This is a genomic window from Pseudomonas salomonii, from assembly GCF_900107155.1.
Taxonomy (GTDB): domain Bacteria; phylum Pseudomonadota; class Gammaproteobacteria; order Pseudomonadales; family Pseudomonadaceae; genus Aquipseudomonas; species Aquipseudomonas salomonii.
Genome location: NZ_FNOX01000001.1, coordinates 321,409 through 340,714, shown reverse-complemented (window position 1 = coordinate 340,714; position 19,306 = coordinate 321,409). Strand labels below are relative to the sequence as shown.

The 19,306-nt window shown below is 60.0% G+C and carries 20 protein-coding genes; 11 read left to right on the top strand and 9 right to left on the bottom strand.

The genetic code is table 11. The annotated features are described in order from the left end of the window. The first annotated feature begins 100 nt into the window (after nt 1-100). The 10 genes from BLV67_RS01700 to BLV67_RS01655 all read left to right on the top strand — a co-directional run bounded on the left by BLV67_RS01700 (nt 101) and on the right by BLV67_RS01655 (nt 7,147). Entirely contained in the window at nt 101-1,075 is a 975-nt protein-coding gene (locus BLV67_RS01700) for a KpsF/GutQ family sugar-phosphate isomerase (RefSeq protein WP_069786077.1), read from the top strand. Beyond that, nucleotides 1,076-1,600 carry a KdsC family phosphatase gene (locus BLV67_RS01695; protein ID WP_034118123.1) on the top strand — a complete coding sequence of 175 codons (525 nt, stop codon included), beginning with the start codon at nt 1,076-1,078 and terminating at the stop codon, nt 1,598-1,600. It begins immediately after the preceding gene. A gap of 8 nt (nt 1,601-1,608) precedes the next feature. After that, on the top strand, nt 1,609-2,181 hold the full coding sequence (gene lptC / locus BLV67_RS01690; RefSeq protein WP_065930283.1) for an LPS export ABC transporter periplasmic protein LptC: 573 nt from the start codon (nt 1,609-1,611) through the stop codon (nt 2,179-2,181). After that, a complete protein-coding gene (gene lptA / locus BLV67_RS01685) occupies nt 2,168-2,740 on the top strand; it encodes a lipopolysaccharide transport periplasmic protein LptA (RefSeq protein ID WP_065930282.1) in 573 nt (190 codons plus the stop codon). The genes lptC and lptA overlap by 14 nt, the downstream gene beginning before the upstream one ends. Beyond that, nucleotides 2,740-3,465, top strand: coding sequence for an LPS export ABC transporter ATP-binding protein (lptB, locus tag BLV67_RS01680; RefSeq protein ID WP_016974288.1), 726 nt, complete (start codon nt 2,740-2,742; stop codon nt 3,463-3,465). The genes lptA and lptB overlap by 1 nt, the downstream gene beginning before the upstream one ends. Before the next feature lie 184 nt (nt 3,466-3,649). Beyond that, entirely contained in the window at nt 3,650-5,143 is a 1,494-nt protein-coding gene (locus tag BLV67_RS01675; protein WP_065930281.1) for an RNA polymerase factor sigma-54, read from the top strand. 75 nt (nt 5,144-5,218) lie between these two features. Beyond that, complete coding sequence (hpf, locus tag BLV67_RS01670; protein WP_003171804.1) at nt 5,219-5,524, top strand: ribosome hibernation-promoting factor, HPF/YfiA family; 306 nt, start codon at nt 5,219-5,221, stop codon at nt 5,522-5,524. A 9-nt stretch (nt 5,525-5,533) separates the two neighbouring features. Next, the gene (gene ptsN, locus BLV67_RS01665) at nt 5,534-5,998 is read left to right on the top strand and encodes a PTS IIA-like nitrogen regulatory protein PtsN (protein WP_069786076.1); all 465 of its coding nucleotides are present in this window, start codon (nt 5,534-5,536) and stop codon (nt 5,996-5,998) included. Between the two features lie 2 nt (nt 5,999-6,000). Then, a complete protein-coding gene (gene rapZ / locus BLV67_RS01660) occupies nt 6,001-6,858 on the top strand; it encodes an RNase adapter RapZ (protein WP_056859026.1) in 858 nt (285 codons plus the stop codon). 16 nt (nt 6,859-6,874) lie between these two features. Next, nucleotides 6,875-7,147, top strand: a complete 273-nt coding sequence (locus BLV67_RS01655; protein ID WP_017138240.1) for an HPr family phosphocarrier protein — start codon at nt 6,875-6,877, stop codon at nt 7,145-7,147. Between the two features lie 37 nt (nt 7,148-7,184). Here BLV67_RS01655 and BLV67_RS01650 read toward each other — a convergent pair whose 3' ends face one another. From BLV67_RS01650 to pmbA, 6 genes are all read right to left on the bottom strand, one after another. Continuing rightward, on the bottom strand, nt 7,185-8,078 hold the full coding sequence (locus tag BLV67_RS01650; RefSeq protein WP_069786075.1) for a ZIP family metal transporter: 894 nt from the start codon (nt 8,076-8,078) through the stop codon (nt 7,185-7,187). Between the two features lie 32 nt (nt 8,079-8,110). Further along, the gene (locus tag BLV67_RS01645; RefSeq protein ID WP_065930276.1) at nt 8,111-8,722 is read right to left on the bottom strand and encodes a superoxide dismutase; all 612 of its coding nucleotides are present in this window, start codon (nt 8,720-8,722) and stop codon (nt 8,111-8,113) included. Nucleotide 8,723: 1 nt separating this feature from the next. Next, the gene (locus tag BLV67_RS01640) at nt 8,724-9,152 is read right to left on the bottom strand and encodes a hypothetical protein (protein ID WP_065930275.1); all 429 of its coding nucleotides are present in this window, start codon (nt 9,150-9,152) and stop codon (nt 8,724-8,726) included. A gap of 27 nt (nt 9,153-9,179) precedes the next feature. Continuing rightward, nucleotides 9,180-10,556, bottom strand: coding sequence for a class II fumarate hydratase (locus BLV67_RS01635; protein ID WP_065930274.1), 1,377 nt, complete (start codon nt 10,554-10,556; stop codon nt 9,180-9,182). Beyond that, the gene (locus BLV67_RS01630) at nt 10,549-10,944 is read right to left on the bottom strand and encodes a FagA protein (RefSeq protein WP_065930273.1); all 396 of its coding nucleotides are present in this window, start codon (nt 10,942-10,944) and stop codon (nt 10,549-10,551) included. The genes BLV67_RS01635 and BLV67_RS01630 overlap by 8 nt, the downstream gene beginning before the upstream one ends. A 133-nt stretch (nt 10,945-11,077) precedes the next feature. Next, the gene (gene pmbA, locus BLV67_RS01625; protein WP_065930272.1) at nt 11,078-12,424 is read right to left on the bottom strand and encodes a metalloprotease PmbA; all 1,347 of its coding nucleotides are present in this window, start codon (nt 12,422-12,424) and stop codon (nt 11,078-11,080) included. 108 nt (nt 12,425-12,532) lie between these two features. Between pmbA and yjgA the strand changes: the two genes are divergently transcribed. Next, complete coding sequence (gene yjgA, locus BLV67_RS01620) at nt 12,533-13,054, top strand: ribosome biogenesis factor YjgA (protein WP_017138246.1); 522 nt, start codon at nt 12,533-12,535, stop codon at nt 13,052-13,054. A 45-nt stretch (nt 13,055-13,099) separates the two neighbouring features. On the opposite strand, the gene tldD is transcribed toward yjgA, so the two are convergent. Genes tldD through BLV67_RS01605 form a run of 3 tightly spaced genes read right to left on the bottom strand, consistent with a single transcriptional unit; the run spans nt 13,100 to nt 19,271 of the window. After that, nucleotides 13,100-14,542, bottom strand: coding sequence for a metalloprotease TldD (gene tldD / locus BLV67_RS01615; protein ID WP_012722229.1), 1,443 nt, complete (start codon nt 14,540-14,542; stop codon nt 13,100-13,102). A gap of 16 nt (nt 14,543-14,558) precedes the next feature. Continuing rightward, the gene (locus BLV67_RS01610; RefSeq protein WP_069786074.1) at nt 14,559-15,407 is read right to left on the bottom strand and encodes a carbon-nitrogen hydrolase family protein; all 849 of its coding nucleotides are present in this window, start codon (nt 15,405-15,407) and stop codon (nt 14,559-14,561) included. Between the two features lie 48 nt (nt 15,408-15,455). Next, nucleotides 15,456-19,271 (bottom strand): YhdP family protein, encoded by a 3,816-nt coding sequence (locus tag BLV67_RS01605; RefSeq protein WP_069786073.1) that lies wholly within the window; start codon nt 19,269-19,271, stop codon nt 15,456-15,458. Nucleotides 19,272-19,306: the final 35 nt, after the last annotated feature.

The window sequence follows — 19,306 nt, the reverse complement described above, 5'->3', positions numbered from 1 at the left end:
CTGAGCATAAATCCCAGGCACTTACAGAATAACTAGCGTGAGGGATTTGATCATTACCGCTATAATCGCCGACTTTTCGTCAGGCTATACGACTTCAGACATGAGCCAATCCAGCGACCTTATTCAATCCGCACAACGCACCATCCGCCTCGAGCTTGAAGCCGTAGAAGGTTTACTGGCCCATATCGACGCAGATTTCGTACGTGCCTGCGAGATGATTCTGGCCAGCAAGGGCCGCGTGGTGGTGGTCGGCATGGGCAAATCCGGCCACGTCGGCAACAAGATCGCCGCCACCCTGGCCAGCACCGGGACCACGGCGTTTTTCGTGCACCCGGCCGAAGCCAGCCACGGTGACATGGGCATGATCACCAAGGATGACATCATCCTGGCGCTGTCGAACTCCGGCACCACCAACGAAATCGTGACCTTGCTGCCCTTGATCAAGCGCCTGGGCATCAAGATGATCAGCCTCACCGGCAACCCGGAATCCACGCTGGCCAAGGCTGCCGAAGTCAATTTGAACGTGCATGTGGCCCACGAAGCCTGTCCGCTTAACCTGGCACCGACCTCCTCCACCACCGCCGCCCTGGTGATGGGCGACGCCCTGGCCGTGGCGTTGCTGGAAGCCCGTGGTTTTACCGCTGAAGACTTCGCGTTTTCGCACCCGGGCGGCGCGCTGGGTCGTCGTCTGCTGCTCAAAGTGGAAAACGTCATGCATTCGGGGGATGAGCTGCCCCACGTACAACGCGGCACCCTGCTCAAAGACGCACTGATGGAAATGACCCGCAAGGGCCTGGGCATGACCGTGATCCTGGAAGCCGACGGGCGCCTGGCCGGAGTCTTCACCGACGGCGACCTGCGCCGCACCCTGGACCGCACCATCGATATCCACACCGCGACTATCGATGCGGTGATGACGCCCCACGGCAAGACCGCCCGCCCCGAGATGCTTGCAGCCGAAGCGCTGAAGATCATGGAAGACCATAAGATTGGCGCGCTGGTGGTGGCCAATAGTGACGACCGCCCGATCGGCGCCCTGAACATGCACGACTTGCTGCGTGCGGGAGTGATGTAAATGACCAGCGACCTGCTGCAACGCGGCAAAAACATCAAACTGGCGATTTTCGACGTGGACGGCGTGCTGACTGATGGCCGCCTGTATTTCCTCGAAGATGGCAGCGAATTCAAGACCTTTAACACCCTCGACGGCCAGGGCATCAAAATGTTGATGGCCGCCGGTGTGCAAACGGCGATTATCAGTGGTCGAAAGACACCGGTTGTGGAACGCCGCGCACAAAACCTGGGGATTCCTCACCTGTATCAAGGCCGTGAGGATAAACTGGTGGTTCTGGACGAGCTTCTTGGCCAACTCAACCTAAGCTATGAGCAGGTTGCGTACCTGGGTGACGATCTACCTGACTTGCCGGTCATTCGCCGAGTGGGCCTGGGTATGGCCGTCGCAAACGCTGCGGCATTTGTTCGTGAACACGCCCACGGCATCACTACCGCGCGTGGCGGCGAAGGTGCTGCCCGCGAGTTCTGCGAATTGATCCTGCGTGCCCAGGGCAGTCTTGAAGCGGCCCACGCCGCCTACTTATAGAGCGTTTTATGCTGAGCAAAAAGATTCGCAACTTCCTGTTATTCGGAGTCATTGCCGCGCTGTTCCTGGCGGTGGGCTACTGGAATATCAGCCCGGAGCGCTTTCTCGACAAGCCTGTTGCCCAGGTTGACGAGGGGCTGATCGACAATTTCGCCACCAATGCCTATACGGTGCAGTTCACGCTTGAAGGCAAGGTCCAATACGAGATGACCGCGGAAAAAGTCGAGCACGTCAAGGCATCCGAAGTCAGCCTGCTGACCAACCCGGACCTGAACCTGTTCCGCGGCACCGACTTTCCGTGGCACGTCACCAGCAAACGTGGCGAGGTCAATGCGGACGGCACCCAGGTTGAGTTGATCGACTCGGTACGCGTTGCGCGCACCGATGAACAGAAGCGTGACACCATCATCACCAGCAGTCGCATGACCGTTTTCCCACAACAGCAATATGCGCAGACCGAGCAAGACGTTAGAATTGACGGCGCTGGCGGTGTATCGACTGGCAAGGGAATGAAAGCGTATTTGAAAGAAAGCAGGATACACCTGCTATCGAACGTAAGAGGACAGTATGAGGCTCGTTAAAACCCTCCCTATTTTGCTCGGTCTGGGCGCAGCACTGGGAAGCGTGAGCGCCTGGGCTCTGCCGAACGATAGCCAGCAACCGATCCGCATTCAGGCTGACGATGCGCAGCTGGATGACAAGCAAGGTGTCGCGACCTATTCCGGCGGCGTGGTCATTATCCAGGGCTCGATGAAGATTACCGGCAACACGGTAACGCTGACTCGCACCCCGGCGGGTGACATCGACGTGGTGACTTCGGTAGGCAACCTGGCTTACTTCGAACAGATGCAGTCGGTTACCGACAAGAAGCCGATGCAGGGCTACGGTAAGACCATCCAGTATCACGCTCAGCAGAACCGCATTGTCCTGATCGACCAGGCACGGGTTGTCAGCACTGACGGCAACACCACCGAAGGTGAAAAAATCACCTACGACACCGTCAAGCAGATCGCCACCGCCGGTCGCGCCAATGGCAGCAAGGTCACGCAACCCCGTCCTCGCATCGACATGGTGATCCAGCCGAAACAGAAAGACGCTGCCGCCCCTGCGCCTAAACCCGCTGCGAAGAAGACGAACTAATGGCAACCCTGAAAGCCCAGCATCTGGCCAAAGCTTATAAAAGCCGTCAGGTCGTACGCGACGTCAGCCTGTCGATCGACAGCGGCCAGATCGTCGGCTTGCTCGGCCCTAACGGCGCCGGCAAGACCACCTGCTTCTATATGATTGTTGGCCTGGTCCAGGCGGATCAGGGCCGTGTATTGATTGACGATCTGGACGTAAGCCACCAGCCGATGCACGGTCGTGCACGCGCGGGTATCGGCTATCTTCCCCAGGAGGCGTCGATCTTCCGCAAACTGTCGGTGTCCGACAACATCATGGCGATCCTCGAGACCCGCAAGGAGCTCGACCGTGACGGCCGTCGCAAAGAACTGGAAAGCCTGTTGCAGGAGTTCCACATCAACCACATCCGCGACAACCTCGGCATGAGCCTGTCCGGTGGTGAGCGTCGCCGTGTGGAAATCGCCCGCGCACTGGCTACCGCGCCGAAGTTCATCCTGCTGGACGAACCTTTTGCCGGTGTTGACCCGATCTCGGTTGGCGATATCAAGCAGATCATCCATCACCTCAAGGCCAAGGGGATCGGTGTACTGATCACCGACCACAACGTGCGTGAGACGCTCGATATTTGCGAAACCGCCTATATCGTCAACGATGGGCAACTGATTGCAGAAGGTGATTCCGCCACTATCCTGGCCAATGAACTGGTGAAGGAAGTGTACCTGGGTCACGAGTTCCGCCTGTAAACACGGTGATATCAGGCAGTTGCCAGGGGCGCGTGCAAGTCAATAAAAACCTCGGTTTTTTTATTGTTACCGCGCTCTAGGCAAAGCCCCTGATATCAGGCATATAATTTGCTTATGTTTGGCGCTCACGCGCCCTGTCGTGGATGGCGCATTGCGCCGGCGAATAAGGTGTTAAGCCCCTGCCATGAAACCATCGCTAGTCCTGAGAATGGGCCAGCAGCTGACGATGACACCGCAGCTGCAACAGGCCATCCGCCTGCTCCAATTGTCGACCCTGGACCTGCAACAGGAAATCCAGGAGGCCCTGGAGTCCAATCCGATGCTCGAACGCCAGGAAGAAGGCGACGACTTCGATAATGCAGACCCGCTGGCCGACAACATCGAGCAAAAACCCAACCCCGACGTGCAGGAACCGTCCTATCAGGAAACCGCCCCTACGGTGGATAACCTTGAGGAAGGCGAATGGAACGAACGCATTCCCAACGAGCTTCCCGTCGACACCGCCTGGGAAGACGTCTACCAGACCAGCGCCAGCAGCCTGCCCAGCAATGACGACGACGAGTGGGACTTCACTACCCGCACGTCCGCCGGTGAAAGCCTGCAGAGCCATTTGCTGTGGCAACTGAACCTGGCGCCGATGTCCGACACCGATCGCCTGATCGCCGTAACCCTGATCGACTGCATCAACAATCAGGGCTACCTGGACGAGACGCTCGACGAGATTCTGGAAGCCTTCGACCCGGAATTGGACATCGAACTGGATGAAATCGAAGCCGTCCTGCATCGCATCCAACAGTTCGAGCCTTCCGGCATTGGCGCTCGCACCTTGAGCGAATGCCTGTTGCTGCAACTGCGCCAACTGCCGGCCAAGACCCCGTGGCTCGTCGAGGCCCAGCGCCTGGTCACCGACTACATCGACCTGCTGGGCAGCCGCGACTACAGCCAGTTGATGCGCCGCATGAAGCTCAAGGAAGATGACCTGCGCCAGGTCATCGAACTGGTGCAGAGCCTCAACCCGCGCCCCGGCTCGCAGATCGAGTCCAGCGAAGCCGAATATGTCGTGCCTGACGTGATCGTGCGCAAAGACAACGAACGCTGGCTGGTGGAGCTGAACCAGGAATCGGTGCCACGCCTGCGGGTCAACCCGCAGTACGCCGGCTTTGTACGCCGCGCCGATACCAGCGCCGACAACACCTTCATGCGCAACCAATTGCAGGAAGCGCGCTGGTTCATCAAGAGCCTGCAAAGCCGCAACGAAACCCTGATGAAAGTGGCCACCCAGATCGTCGAGCACCAGCGCGGCTTCCTGGAATATGGCGACGAGGCGATGAAGCCGCTGGTCCTGCATGACATTGCCGAGGCTGTGGGCATGCATGAATCGACGATTTCCCGCGTGACCACACAGAAATTCATGCATACCCCACGGGGTATTTATGAGCTGAAATACTTTTTCTCCAGCCACGTCAGCACCTCCGAAGGCGGTGAATGCTCGTCCACGGCGATCCGCGCGATCATCAAAAAACTGGTTGCGGCGGAAAATCAGAAAAAGCCATTGAGTGACAGTAAGATCGCTGGTTTACTGGAGGCACAAGGCATTCAGGTCGCCCGTCGAACCGTCGCCAAGTACCGCGAGTCCCTCGGGATCGCGCCTTCCAGCGAGCGTAAGCGTTTGATGTGACGGGCGGGCCACAGCGTTCCAGTGGCAGGCGCTTTTGCCTGTCGCTTTATGCACTGGCAACGAAGGAGAAGCTGTATGCAAGTCAACATCAGTGGACACCAACTGGAAGTCACCAAGCCCCTGCGTGAGTACACCGAGAGTAAGCTGAACAAGCTTGCGGGGCATTTTGACAAGATCACCAACGTGCAGGTCATCATGGAGGTCGATAAGCTCAAGCAGAAAATCGAGGCCACCCTGCATGTACCGAATGCGAAGCTCGTCGCCAATGCCGAGCATGAAGATATGTATGCGGCGATTGACTCGCTCTACGACAAGCTGGACCGCCAACTCATAAAGCATAAGGAAAAGAATCTGCACCTGATGCAAGGTACAGGTCGTTAACTCTCCCCCATGATCCAACTTGAAACCATCCTGACCCCCGGCCGTTCCCTCGTGAACGCGCCGGGCGGCAGTAAGAAAAAAGCCCTCGAACACATCGCCAACCTGATCAGCCGTGAAGTGCCTGAGCTGGATGAGCAAGTCGTGTTCAAGGCCCTGATCGACCGTGAAAAACTGGGCTCCACCGGTTTTGGCAACGGCATCGCCATTCCTCACTGCCGCCTTGAAGGCTGCACCTCTCCCGTCAGTGCGTTATTGCACCTGCAGGAGAAAATCGATTTCGACGCCATCGACGGCGCCCCGGTTGACCTGCTGTTCGTTCTGCTGGTCCCGCAAGCCGCCACCGATGCGCACCTGGAACTGCTCCGGCAGATCGCCAGCATGCTCGACCGCAAGGACGTACGCGACAAACTGCGCAGTGCCAGCAGCAACGAGGCGCTATACCAGGTTGTACTCGATGAGCAAAACAGGCAGTAATCATGCGTTTGATCATCGTGAGCGGCCGTTCCGGCTCGGGTAAAAGCACCGCCCTCAACGTCCTTGAGGACAACGGCTTCTATTGCATCGACAACCTGCCGGCGGGCCTGCTGCCGGAGTTGGCCGAACGCGCCCTGATCCACACTGAACTGGCGCAACCCCTAGTGGCCGTCTCGATTGACGCCCGCAACCTGCCCAGCCACCTTGAGCGCTTCCCGCAACTGCTCGAGGAAGTACGCGCCAAGCATATTCATTGCGATGTGCTGTACCTGGATGCCGACGAGGAGACGCTGCTCAAGCGTTTCTCCGAAACCCGTCGACGTCACCCCCTCAGCAGCCCGCATCGCTCCCTGGCCGAAGCCATCGAGGACGAAACCTCGCTGTTAGGGCCGATCATTGACCTCGCTGATCTGAAGATCAACACCACGGACCTCAACCTGTATCAGTTGCGCGATGCGATCAAACTGCGCCTGCTGAACCAGCCGGAGCCGGGCACGGCCTTTCTGGTTGAGTCGTTCGGGTTCAAGCGCGGGATGCCGGTGGATGCCGACCTGGTGTTCGACGTGCGCTGCCTGCCCAACCCTTACTGGAAGCCGGAGCTGCGTGACCAGTCCGGTTTGGACCAGCCGGTGGCCGAGTACCTGGCGGCGCAACCGGATGTCGAGGAGATGTTCCAGGATATCTCCAGCTACCTGCTCAAATGGTTACCGCGCTTTGCCGCAAGTAATCGGGCTTATGTCACCATTGCCATCGGCTGCACCGGCGGCCACCATCGCTCCGTCTACCTGACCGAACGCCTGGGCCAGGTGCTGCAACAAACCCTCAAGAACGTCCAGGTTCGCCACCGCGACCTTAGCTGAAAGGAACACCCCCGCGATGCCCGCTCTGGAAATTGAAATCATCAACAAGCTGGGCCTGCACGCCCGCGCCTCGGCTAAATTCGTCGGCGTTGCCGGGCAGTTTCCTTGCCAGATCCGCGCCGGGCGCACGCCAGAGTCGATGGTCGACGGCAAAAGCATCATGGCCATGATGATGCTGGCCGCGGGCAAGGGCACTAAAATTCACTTGAAGACGGAAGGCGAACAAGAGCAGGAAGCGATGGACGCCCTGGTTAAGTTGATCAATAACTACTTTGACGAGGGTGAGTAAACCCACCCCTTGAGACAGGTGTGAGGCTGCAACGGCCTCACCCTAATGCGGTGTCCATCACCATCATCAGACAAAACCCGATGCACAACCCCAGGCTGGCAAGCTTTTCGTGACCGTTGCGGCGCGATTCCGGGATCACTTCGTGAGTCACCACCAGCAACATAGCCCCCGCCGCCAGCGCAAGCCCCAATGGCAACAGAACCTCAGCCAGACTCACCAGCCATGCACACAGCACGGCGAATACTGGCTCGACCAATCCTGACGCAGCGCCGATCAAGAACGCTTTGACCCGCGACATGCCCGCCCCTGCCAGCACCAGCGCGATCACCAACCCTTCCGGCACATCCTGCAGGGCGATGCCCATGGCCAGGCTGTCGGCATCCGGCATGCCGCCACCGGCAGAAACCCCCACCGCCATGCCTTCCGGAATGTTATGGGCAATGATGGCGAACACAAACAGCCAGATGCGCGGCGCAATAACCGGTTTGTCCGGCGTGCCCACCAGCATCTCCGGGCTCGCGCCGGAGACCTTGCGGTCCACCAGATACAACCCGTACGCGCCGAGCATGATGCCGAAGCTGATCAACCCACTGGCGCCCCAAGGTGAGAGCCCGAGGCCTTCAGCGGCTGCAATACCGGGCACGATCAGCGAAAATGCCGTCGCCGCCAACATTACCCCGGCACCAAAGCCCAGCAAGGTATCGCTCAGCGCGACCGGCATGCGGCGCATGACCAGCACGGGCACCGCGCCCAGCGCAGTGCCGAGCGCGCAGATCGCCCCACCCTGCAAAGCGCGCAGGATACGCGGTTCAAGGTTCAGCCAGGCCAGCCCATGGACCACCAGCAATGCAGTCCCTGCCAACAGCAACAGCGAGCCAAACGCATAACGAAACATTCGCCCGCTGCTGATCGCCAGTGTTTCAGTGCCCATAGTCGGCCTTAGATCTTGTTATAGGTTAAATATCAGGCCAGGGCGGCCTGGTAGCGTGCGGCGACTTCCGGCCAGTTGATCACGCTATAAAAGGCGTTGATGTATTCCGGGCGACGGTTCTGATACAGCAGATAATAAGCGTGCTCCCACACGTCCAGGCCGAGGATCGGCGTGTTGCCGCTCATCAACGGGCTGTCCTGGTTACCACTGCTTTGCACCACCAGCGTCTTCTGCGGGGTGACGCTCAGCCAGGCCCAGCCGCTGCCGAAGCGGGTCAAGGCGGCCTTGGTGAAGGCCTCTTTGAAACTGTCGAAGCCGCCCAATTGCTCGTCGATGGCTTTGCCCAGTGCACCTTCGGGTTTGCCGCCGCCTTTTGGCGACATCACCGCCCAGAACAACGAGTGGTTCGCATGACCACCGCCCTGGTTGATCACGGCAGCACGCAGTTTTTCCGGCAGTTGCTCCACGCTGGACACCAACTTCTCTACCGGCCAACCCGCAAACTCCGTGCCTTCGACCGCAGCATTCAGGTTGTTGATGTAGGTCTGGTGATGCTTGGTGTAGTGGATCTCCATGGTTTGCGCATCGATATGCGGTTCCAGGGCATCGTAGGCGTAAGGCAGGGCAGGCAAGGTGTAGGTCATATCAATGTGCTCCGTAGTGTGGAGTGATCGGTTGCGCCGCAGCACCACCCAGCAGGCGATGGGTACGCGGGTATTCGCCGTGATCGCTGATGAAATTCAACAGTTCGACATAGGTCTTGCTGCTCTGGCGCAACGCCGCCTCGCGCAATTGCGGGCTCAGACGCGGGTCCTGCATGGTCTGCAGCAGCCGCTGGTGAATGGCGCAGAGGTATTCCGCACTTTCCTCCGGCTGGTTGAGGCGCAGGTGCAGGTCCGCCAGGTTGTGATGGGAAATGACGCAAGCCGCCACTGCTTCGTCGGCATCCGCCCAACGCTCGAACAACACTTGAGCCAGGGCCAGGGCTTGCAAATAGGCTTCGCGAGCGTCGACCAGCTCGCCCGCCATAAAACAGCGATTGGCCCGTTCGATCGTGCGTTTCCAGTGCTCCATGGTGAGCCTCCAAAGCAGGGTCGGTGATTACACGCCGCCGGCCGTGAGCTTTTCCGGGTCCAGCAGGATCTCCAGTTGGCTACGTGGCAAGTCGGTGTGCTCGAGGGCGACATCGATCACCGGGCGGCCTTGCTGATAGGCCTTCTTGGCGATTTCAGCGGCCTTTTGGTAACCAATGATCGGGTTAAGTGCGGTGACCAGGATCGGGTTGCGCGACAGCGCTTCCTTAAGCTTGGCTTCGTTGACCTTGAAGCTGGCAATGGCCTTGTCGGCCAGCAGGCGGCTGGAATTGGCCAGCAGTTCGAGGCTGCTGAGCAGGTTCTGGGCGATGATCGGCAGCATCACGTTCAATTCGAAGTTGCCGGACTGCCCCGCCACAGTGATTACCGTGTCATTGCCGATGACCTGGGCGGCAACCATGGCGGTGGCCTCCGGAATCACCGGGTTGACCTTGCCCGGCATGATCGAGGAGCCTGGCTGCAAGCCTTCCAGTTCGATCTCACCCAAGCCTGCGAGCGGGCCGGAGTTCATCCAGCGCAGGTCGTTGGCGATTTTCATCAGCGACACCGCGGTGGCTTTCAGCTGGCCGGAAACGGCGACGGCAGTGTCCTGGGAGCCGATCAGCGCAAACAGGTTTTTGCCCGGTGTGAATTTCACCCCGGTCAGGCTGCTCAGTTGCTGACTGAAACGCGCAGCAAATTCGGGGTGTGCATTGATCCCGGTGCCAACCGCTGTGCCACCCTGTGCCAAGGCCTGCAAGCTCGGCAGCAAATCCTGCAGGTGGCCGATATTGGCCTTGAGCTGTTGCGCCCAACCATTAAGCACCTGGCTCATGCGCACCGGCATGGCGTCCATCAGGTGCGTACGACCGGTCTTGATGAACGGGTGGACTTCTTCGGCCTTTTGCTCGATGACCTGTACCAAATGCAGCAAAGCCGGCAGCGTTTGCTCATGCAGCACCAAGGCTGCGCTGACGTGGATAGTGGTTGGGATAATGTCGTTGCTGCTCTGGCCACAGTTCACGTGGTCATTGGGGTTGACCGGCTCGCCCAGCAAACGGCTGGCCAGGGTCGCAATCACCTCGTTGGCATTCATGTTGGAGCTGGTACCGGAGCCGGTCTGGAAGATATCCACCGGGAAGTGCGGCATGAAGTTGCCTTCGAGCAGGCCCTGGGCCGCGTCAACGATGGCCTTGCCTTGCCCTTCGCTGATTTGCTTGAGGTCGACGTTGACCTTGGCGGCGGCGGCCTTGGCCAGGATCAGGGCGCGAATGAATTGCGCCGGCATGCGCTGATGGCTGATCGGAAAATTGTTCACCGCGCGCTGGGTTTGCGCGCCATACAGGGCCTCGGCGGGTACTTGCAGCTCGCCCATGCTGTCGCGTTCGATACGAGTGTTACTCATCGTTTGATCCTTGCACCAGGTCGGAGTGAGAAATAGACGGCAGCAATTGGCAGGTCGCCAATTGCCAGGCAAAGGTCTGCCAGCGCTTGAGGCGGCAGGCACAGTGGGAAAGTTTTTCCAGGTCGCGCAGCGGGCGCCAGGCCTGGTCCAGGCACATGGATCGCCAGTGCCAGGGCAAGGCGATGTCGCCGGCGGTGTCGATCAAAAGGCGGAATGACGTTTCGGCGATCGTCCACGGATGGGTCGCGGTGCAGCACGCCAGGTATCGACCCTCGTTGAGGTAATGTTCGATCAGGCGCGGTTCATTGGGATCGAGACCGCAGCGAATCTGACGACTCATCCAACGCCAACTTTCCAGGTACGGATCCTCATGCAGGACAGAACTCATGATCCACGCTCATTCGGTAATGATATTTATTATTAAATGATATTGAGAATCAAAACAAGCATGGCAAATCGCGGCCATTAAAAAAGGCACGCCATCTCGAGGATGGTGTGCCTTTACATGAAGCGCCGCGCCGTTAACTGCCGGCGACGGTCATTCGCTCAATCAGCACCGAACCGGTGCGAATGTTACTGCGCAGCTCAAGGTCATTCCCCACTGCGACGATCTGCTTGAACATATCGCGCATGTTGCCGGCAATCGTCACTTCCTGGACAGCGAACTGAATCTCGCCATTTTCTACCCAGAAACCCGCCGCGCCGCGCGAGTAATCACCGGTCACCATGTTCAGGCCACTGCCCATCAGCTCGGTGACCAGCAGACCGCGCCCCATACGACGCAACAGCGCTGCCTGGTCTTCGTCGCCATGGGTGACGAACAGGTTGTGCACGCCACCGGCATTCGCCGTGCTTGGCAGGCCCAGCTTGCGACCGGCGTAAGTGCCCAGTACGTAGGACACCAACTCGCCGTTCTCGACGAACGGTTTGGCATAGGTGGCCAGGCCATCACCGTCGAATGCCGAACTGCCCATGGCACGCATCAAATGCGGGCGCTCATCGAGGGTCAGCCATTCAGGAAACAGCTTCTGGCCAATCGCACCCTCAAGGAACGAGGATTTTCGGTACAGATTGCCGCCGGAAATCGCGCCCAGGAAACTGCCGAACAACCCACCGGCCAGCTCAGCCGAAAACAGCACCGGCACTTCACAGGTTGGTACCGGGCGCGCGCCCAGGCGGCTGGCTGCACGTTGCGCCGCGCGCTGGCCGATGCTGACCGGATCGGCCAGCAATTCGCCCTGACGGCTCACGTCGTACCAGTAATCGCGCTGCATCTGGCCATTGGCTTCGGCGATCATCACGCAGCTCAAGCTATGCCGAGTGGAGGCATAACCGCCGATAAAACCATGGCTGTTACCGTAGACACGGCAGCCTTGATGTGTGCTCAACGTGGTGCCATCGGCGTTCTTGATGCGGGCATCGGCATCAAACGCGGCGGCTTCGCAGATCAGCGCCTTTTCGATCGCTTGCTCGGGCGTGATGTCCCAGGCGTGAAACAGATCAAAGTCCTTCAAGTCCTTGGCCATCAGTGCTTTGTCGGCCAGGCCCGAGCTTTCATCTTCGGAAGTGTGCTTGGCAATCGCCAGCGCGGCCGCGACGGTTTCACGAATCGCTTCCGGCCCACTGGCGGAGGTACTGGCCGAGCCTTTGCGCTGCCCGGCATACAACGTGATACCAAAACCCTGGTCGCGATTGAACTCGACGGTTTCCACTTCACGCTGGCGCACCGACGTCGACAGCCCCTGCTCCAGCGAAACGGCTACTTCACAGGCACTGGCCCCCTGGCGCTTGGCCTCGGCAAGGATCTGCTCGACTTGTTCCTGCAGTGCCGGTAACGCTTGCGGACCGACGCTTTGGGCTGCACTCATGGTTTTCTCCACTCAAATTCTGCTTTCGGTTAAGGCCATCGAGCGACCGGGCCGGACAAGCGGCCCCCGACTGGTTATCATGGCGGCGTTTCTTTGCGGACTGCCACCATGGTTGATTCTTACGACGACTCCCTCGATGGGGAGAAAAGCAAAACCCAGGTCAAACGCGAGCTGCATGCGCTGGTTGACCTCGGCGAGCGTCTTACAACGCTCAAGAAAGACTTGATTGCCAAATTGCCATTGACCGACGAAATGCGCCGGGCGCTTGCGGATGCTCCCAAGCACACCGCGAATATCGCGCGTAAACGGCACATCATGTTTATCGGCAAGCTGATGCGCGATCAGGACACCGACGCGATTCTGGCGTTGCTTGATCAAACCGATGCCTCCACTCGCCAATACAACGAACGCTTCCATAACCTGGAGCGCTGGCGTGACCGCCTGATTTCGGGCGATGACGCGGTGCTGGAGAAATTCGTGCTGGACTACCCGGACGCGGACCGCCAGCAACTGCGCTCCCTGATCCGTCAGGCCCAGCACGAGCAGGCGCATAACAAGGCGCCGGCCACCAGCCGTAAAATCTTCAAGTACATCCGTGAGCTGGACGAGACTCAACGCGGCCTGCGTTGATCCTCTTCCCCGGGTGGCGTTCTTCGCCACCCGAAGCTTGGGCCATTACGACCCCGTGCCACCCACGGTAATCGCATCGATTTTCAAGGTTGGCTGACCGACGCCGACCGGCACCGACTGCCCATCCTTACCGCACGTGCCCACACCGCTGTCCAGCGACAGGTCGTTACCGACCATCGACACCTTGCTCATCGCTTCCGGCCCATTGCCAATCAACGTCGCCCCTTTGACCGGCGCGGTAATCTTGCCGTCTTCGATCAGATACGCTTCGCTGGTGGAAAACACGAACTTGCCGCTGGTGATATCCACCTGGCCGCCGCCGAGGTTGGCGCAGTAGATCCCGCGTTTTACCGAGGCGATGATTTCTGCGGGGTCGCTTTCGCCACCGAGCATGTAGGTGTTGGTCATGCGCGGCATCGGCAGGTGCGCATACGACTCGCGACGGCCGTTGCCGGTACGTGCCACACCCATCAGGCGGGCGTTGAGCTTGTCTTGCATGTAGCCCTTGAGCACGCCGTTTTCAATCAGCGTGGTGCATTCGGTCGGCGTGCCTTCGTCGTCGACACTCAGCGAGCCACGCCGGCCGGCCAGGGTGCCGTCATCGACGATGGTGCAGAGCTTGGACGCAACCATTTCACCCATCCGCCCGCTGTAGGCCGAACTGCCTTTGCGGTTGAAGTCACCTTCCAGGCCATGGCCAACGGCTTCGTGCAGCAGCACGCCGGACCAGCCCGAGCCCAACACCACCGGCAAAGTACCGGCCGGCGCCGGAATGGCTTCCAGGTTGACCAGCGCCTGACGCAGCGCTTCACGGGCATACCCCATGGCGCGGTCGTCAGTGAGGAAATAACGGTAGTCGGTACGCCCGCCACCGCCATGGCCACCGCGCTCGCGGCGACCATTCTGCTCGACAATGACACTCACGTTGAAACGCACCAGCGGCCGCACGTCTGCCGCCAGCCCGCCGTCCGTGGACGCCACCAGAATGCGCTCCCATACGCCGGCCATGCTCACGGTCACTTGCTGAATACGTGGGTCGAGGGCGCGGGTGGCGGCGTCGATACGCTTGAGCAATTCAACCTTTTCCGCGCGGCTGATCACTTCCAGCGGGTTATCCGGTGCGTACAACTGGGCCACGTCCTGAGTGCTGAAGGCCTGCACGGTGCCATTCTGACCAGCGCGGGAAATCGAGCGCGCCGCACGCGCCGCCAGGCCCAGGGCTTCAAGGGTGATGGCGTTGCTGTAGGCAAAACCGGTCTTTTCACCGGATTGCGCGCGCACGCCTACGCCTTGGTCAAGATTGAAACTGCCTTCCTTGACGATGCCGTCTTCAAGGGCCCACGACTCGGAAATCTGGCCCTGGAAATACAGGTCGGCCGCGTCGATGCCTGGCCCGGCCAGATCACCGAGCACGGTTTGCAAACTTTCGATGGTCACGCCACCGGGTGCCAGGAGGTGTTCACTGACTGAGGACAACAACTCGCTCATAGGTTTGGCCTTAAATTCATCGTTCTGAAGCAGGCCGCTGCGCGCCCTGCGAGAAAAAGCGCCGATGATTGACCACCGGCATGCGCGTCCTTATCGACGCCTGTTCGCTGCTATCACGTTCGGCCAACAACACCGCTTCGCCTTGATCCTGTTGTGCCAGCACACGCCCCCAAGGGTCGACAATGGCTGCGTGGCCAAAGGTTTCCCGTGGCCCCGGGTGCACACCGCCTTGAGCGGCGGCCAATAAGTAGCATTGGGTTTCGATGGCCCGTGCTCGAATCAGTACATCCCAATGCGCAGCGCCGGTCACCGCCGTAAAGGCCGAAGGCGCAGTAATCAATTCTGCCCCCGCCGCACGCAGTTCGCTGTACAGCTCGGGGAACCGCAGGTCGTAGCACACCGTCAGGCCCAAACGCCCCACCGGCGTGTCCGCCACCACCACATTGCTGCCGAAAGCATAGTCGTCGGATTCACGATAACGGCCCCTGGCATCTGCAACGTCGACATCAAACAGGTGCAATTTGTCGTAACGGGCGACGATTTCGCCCTGATCATCGATCAATAGCGAGCAAGCGTTTGACTTGGCGTGCGGTTGGTCCTGGGGCGGCAACGGCAAAGTGCCGGCCACTATCCATAAGGTGAGGTCGCGGGCGGTCTGTTTCAACCAGGGCAGGATCGGGCCTTCACCCAAGGCTTCGGCGCGACCAATATCGGCCACGTCGCGGCGGCCCATGGCGGCGAAGTTTTCCGGCAGCACCGCAAGCTTGGCCCCGCCCGCTGCCGCTTGCTCCAGCAAGTGCCGGGCCTGGGCCAGGTTGGCCAGCACATCGCTCTGGCTGACCATTTGAATTACCGCAAAGGACATGGGCCGACACTCCGTAATAGGCATGCGGCCATGCTACTCCACAGGCTCTCAGTTTGGCTTTTCAAATGGCTTGTCGAAGGTGATTTTTGGATCCTTCCACGGGCCCTGCACCTTGTATTGCACGCTGGCGAAGCGCGAAACACGGTCACCGATCAGCTTGTCGATCAGGAACAACGCGCCGCCAATGGCGGGCGCGCCGACAATCAGCGCAGCAATCGGCAGGTTGTTGGTCACCGGCAACGTGACCAGCAGTTTGGCGTCGACACGGTCAGCCACCAGGTCCAGGGTGCCATTGAGTTCCAGGTTGGTGGAAGGGCCGGTCATGGTGATGGGTTCACGGGTGACGAACACCCCATCACTGGCGGCCAGCAAGCCTTTGACCCGGTCATAACTCAAGCCCTTGCCAAGCAGGTCCGAGAAGTCCAGGCGCAACCGGCGACCGATGGAGTTGAAGTTGAGCAAACCAAACACACGCAGGGCCTGGGCGCCACCTTCAACTTCGACAAACTGGCCTTTACGAAATGCCGCATCCAGGCTACCGGAGAAACGCTTGGGGCCCACCCACGCCGGCGAACCCGGCCAACGGCCATCCACATCCAGGTGGAAGTCTTCGCTGGTCACGGTCGGCGCAAAGCCCCAGCCCTTGAGCACATCGGCAATGTTCTTGCCGTCCAGGCGGCCCTTGTACCAACTGCTGCTGGCCCCCGGCGCGCCTTCCCAACCGCCGGCACCGTTAAGCTGCATGCCCTTGAGGCCGAGGTTGAGGTTGTTGAAGGCCAGGCCTTTGGCAGTCGGGCGGATCTTCAGCGACCAGGCGCCCACCAGATCGGGGCCCTGGAACAGCTGGTTGATCGCGATATCCAGCGCAGGGATGTCCTTGGGGTCGATATCCGCCAACGGGTCCGGTGCGTTTTCGTCGGCCTGCACGGTCGGGTCCACAGCCGGCAGTTTTACGTATTGCAGGTTGATCGCAATCGGCGCGCCCTTGGCGTCCGGCAGGTTGACCGTGCCCTTGGCCTGCTGGCTGTCGAGCTGCAAGCCCCAGGCGGCGGGCTTGCGGTCGAGCTGAAGATTGGCCTGATCCAGCTGGGTGCCAAAACCGGTCAGTTTGCCGACTTTGAAGTCGGCACCACTGAGCAATTGCTTGGCGCTGCCGCCCGGGTCGTTACCGGCGTAACGGTTGGCCAGTTGTTTCCACGGGTCGATGTCCAGTTCCGACAGCACACCGCGAATACGCAAACCTTTGGCTGCGGGCAATACGGCATTGCCGGCGCCAAGGAACAACTCCCCGCGCCCGTCATTGAATTTGTCCGGCGGCGAGGCAAAGGTGAAGCTCGCCAGCTCGCCATAATCGAACCAGTAACGCCGCTCGGCACCCTGCAAGGTCATGCGAAACACACTGTCACGGCCCTGGTTGGCGGGCATGCCGAAGGGCGCCGGCAGGTCTACCGCCACGCCTTTCATGGTGGAGCTGACCATCAGTTGGCTGTCGGCGCCGTCCAGTGTGAGCTGCAGCTGGTACGGAATATCACCGGACACCGGCAACGGTTGGCTGATTTTCAACCAATCGGTCAGGCGTTTGACCGTGACCTGGCCTTTGGCGGTGACGCGGGTACTGATGTTGCCCGACTTGCCATCGGCAGCAATTTGCGCGGTGATCGGCCGATCGAATGCCTGGGCCGAGATGTTCTGGCCACTCAAGCCCTTGCTGCTGTCGAAGCGGAAGTCGCCCTTGAGCTGTGTCAGGTCCAAGGTCGGCTCCGCCAATTGCAAACGGGCTTTGTCGGTCTTGAAGTCCACCACGATCTTGGGCTCGGTGCCTTTGACCAGCGGAATGTCCAGGTCCAGGTTGCCTTGCAGGTCACCGTCGCCCTTCCAGCCGGCAAAGGTTGACCCTGTACCTATCGGCGCATCCTGCAGGATCTTCAGACCATCACCCAGGCCGCCCGAAAACCCGCCGGTGATCAGCAAGTGGCTGTCTTTACCGGCCGGTGCGTGGGGAATATTGACGTAGACGTCCTTGACCTTGGTGTCGAGCAACTGGCCCTTGCTGGCCAGGATGCGCACGCCGCTCTCCTCGACAAACACTTCGCCATTGACCTTGCTCACATGCGGCCAACCCGGCTGGAAGGCCAGTTCGGCGTCATGCACCTTGAAGAACAAGCTGATGTTGCGCGCAGCGGGCAGCGCGTCATGGTTGAGCGAGCCCTGGTACTGGAAGAACCCTTGGTCCACCGCACCTTTGAGAATTGCGGTGCGCAGCCATTCATCCAGGGACGGGCTCAACACGGCCGGCAAATACTTGGGCGTGAAACGGCCATCGCCATCGACCATACCGACCCGCAGGTCCATGTAATCTTCCTGGGCATGGTCAAAATGCAGGCGAATCAAGAAGTCGGCAGCCACTTTGCCCTCTTCGCCCAGCACCTTGATGTACGGGGCTATCAGGGTGAAGCCTTCCTTATCCAGCTTCCATGTCAGGCGCGCGTTGGCCTGAATGTACTGCCAGGGCTTGGCGAAGATCGGGTACAGGTGCAGGGAAAAATCCTTGCTGTCCATACGCAACTCACCCTGGCCCAAATCGCCACTGATGCTCCCGGATACGTTCCGTGCGGCCGGCGCACCGAAGTACGCGTCAAAACCGATGCGCTCAAGGTTGGCGGCGAAGCTGACTTTTTTATCGGTGGTGTCCTGCGGACGGAAATCCACCAATACATTGCGCAACACGCCCGTGGCCTTCAGGTGCTCAATGGTCTTGGCAAAACCTTCCGGCAATGGCGCCAGGGCATTCAACAGCGGGGTAATCGGGGTGAGGTCAAGACGATCAGCCTGAAGCTTCCAGGTTTCCAGGTCTTTGTCGGTTGCCACGCTTTGTTGCAGTTGCAGGTGTGATTCCCAACGGGTGTCGCCGATGTTCATCGCCAGCGAATCGAACAACACCTTTAGGCCACTGTCACTGCGTTGCAGGTAGGCGGTCAGGGCGAGGTTTTCGATATGCACAGGCTTGCGGTCGGCGTAACTGCCCTTTACTTGCGCTGAGTTGAGGCGCACCACGGCACTTTGCACGGTGCCCTTGGCCCAATTGAGCCAGAACTCGCCACCGGCTTTGAACTGGGCGAGCTTCCATTGCTGGGTCAGCCTGGCGGGAATCCATTTGGCCCAGTCACTTTGGGGCAGGCTCAGGTAGGCTTCGACTTCACCCTCTTTCCATGCGCTGGCGCGAATACGGCTGCGCAGGCTCAGGGCCAGAGGCTGGCCGTCCGGCAGGGTGAGGCGCGCATCCAGGCGTTGGCGGGTGTTGCCGGTATGCAGGCTCAGGCCCACATAGGTCAGGGTCAATGGCGCCTGGTCGAACGGCTGCAATGTCACCTGGCTGTCGAGCAACGACACGCGCTTGACCATCTGCATGCGCGTGAGCAACTGCTGCGGGTCCAGCGGCTGGTCGTCCTGTACCGGCAAACCTTGCAGCGCCCAGTGGCCGTCCTGGTCTTCCTTGACACTCAACTGCAGGCCGCTGACTTCGAGGTGGGCGATACGCACTTCGCGGGCCATCAGACTGGCCCAGATATCCGGCACCACTTCAACCTGATCCAGGCGCAAGGCGCTGTTGCCTTCGCCGACCATCACGTCGTGGGCCATCAATATCGGCGCGAAACCACTCCAGCGCCCTTCGAGGCTGCCGATGTGCAGGGGCATTTGCACCGCAGCCTGTGCCTTGGCTTCAACTTCGGCGCGGTACTCCGCCACCAGTGGGACCAACTCACGACCCAGGCTCACGTACACCGCCGCCAATACCAGCAGCAAGGCGCACAGGCCCAGGCCCCAACGGGTCAAGGCGGCAAAAAAGCGTGTCAGACGCTCCATGTCAGGCGACCCTCAAGGCAGTTAGCGGACGGCAG

Bases quoted from the DNA above. Each gene is read 5' to 3' on its own strand.
- BLV67_RS01700 (WP_069786077.1), top strand. From the start codon at position 101: ATGAGCCAATCCAGCGACCTTATTCAATCCGCACAACGCACCATCCGC.
- BLV67_RS01695 (WP_034118123.1), top strand. From the start codon at position 1,076: ATGACCAGCGACCTGCTGCAACGCGGCAAAAACATCAAACTGGCGATT.
- lptC (WP_065930283.1), top strand. From the start codon at position 1,609: ATGCTGAGCAAAAAGATTCGCAACTTCCTGTTATTCGGAGTCATTGCC.
- lptA (WP_065930282.1), top strand. From the start codon at position 2,168: ATGAGGCTCGTTAAAACCCTCCCTATTTTGCTCGGTCTGGGCGCAGCA.
- lptB (WP_016974288.1), top strand. From the start codon at position 2,740: ATGGCAACCCTGAAAGCCCAGCATCTGGCCAAAGCTTATAAAAGCCGT.
- BLV67_RS01675 (WP_065930281.1), top strand. From the start codon at position 3,650: ATGAAACCATCGCTAGTCCTGAGAATGGGCCAGCAGCTGACGATGACA.
- hpf (WP_003171804.1), top strand. From the start codon at position 5,219: ATGCAAGTCAACATCAGTGGACACCAACTGGAAGTCACCAAGCCCCTG.
- ptsN (WP_069786076.1), top strand. From the start codon at position 5,534: ATGATCCAACTTGAAACCATCCTGACCCCCGGCCGTTCCCTCGTGAAC.
- rapZ (WP_056859026.1), top strand. From the start codon at position 6,001: ATGCGTTTGATCATCGTGAGCGGCCGTTCCGGCTCGGGTAAAAGCACC.
- BLV67_RS01655 (WP_017138240.1), top strand. From the start codon at position 6,875: ATGCCCGCTCTGGAAATTGAAATCATCAACAAGCTGGGCCTGCACGCC.
- BLV67_RS01650 (WP_069786075.1), bottom strand. From the start codon at position 8,078: ATGGGCACTGAAACACTGGCGATCAGCAGCGGGCGAATGTTTCGTTAT.
- BLV67_RS01645 (WP_065930276.1), bottom strand. From the start codon at position 8,722: ATGACCTACACCTTGCCTGCCCTGCCTTACGCCTACGATGCCCTGGAA.
- BLV67_RS01640 (WP_065930275.1), bottom strand. From the start codon at position 9,152: ATGGAGCACTGGAAACGCACGATCGAACGGGCCAATCGCTGTTTTATG.
- BLV67_RS01635 (WP_065930274.1), bottom strand. From the start codon at position 10,556: ATGAGTAACACTCGTATCGAACGCGACAGCATGGGCGAGCTGCAAGTA.
- BLV67_RS01630 (WP_065930273.1), bottom strand. From the start codon at position 10,944: ATGAGTTCTGTCCTGCATGAGGATCCGTACCTGGAAAGTTGGCGTTGG.
- pmbA (WP_065930272.1), bottom strand. From the start codon at position 12,424: ATGAGTGCAGCCCAAAGCGTCGGTCCGCAAGCGTTACCGGCACTGCAG.
- yjgA (WP_017138246.1), top strand. From the start codon at position 12,533: ATGGTTGATTCTTACGACGACTCCCTCGATGGGGAGAAAAGCAAAACC.
- tldD (WP_012722229.1), bottom strand. From the start codon at position 14,542: ATGAGCGAGTTGTTGTCCTCAGTCAGTGAACACCTCCTGGCACCCGGT.
- BLV67_RS01610 (WP_069786074.1), bottom strand. From the start codon at position 15,407: ATGTCCTTTGCGGTAATTCAAATGGTCAGCCAGAGCGATGTGCTGGCC.
- BLV67_RS01605 (WP_069786073.1), bottom strand. From the start codon at position 19,271: ATGGAGCGTCTGACACGCTTTTTTGCCGCCTTGACCCGTTGGGGCCTG.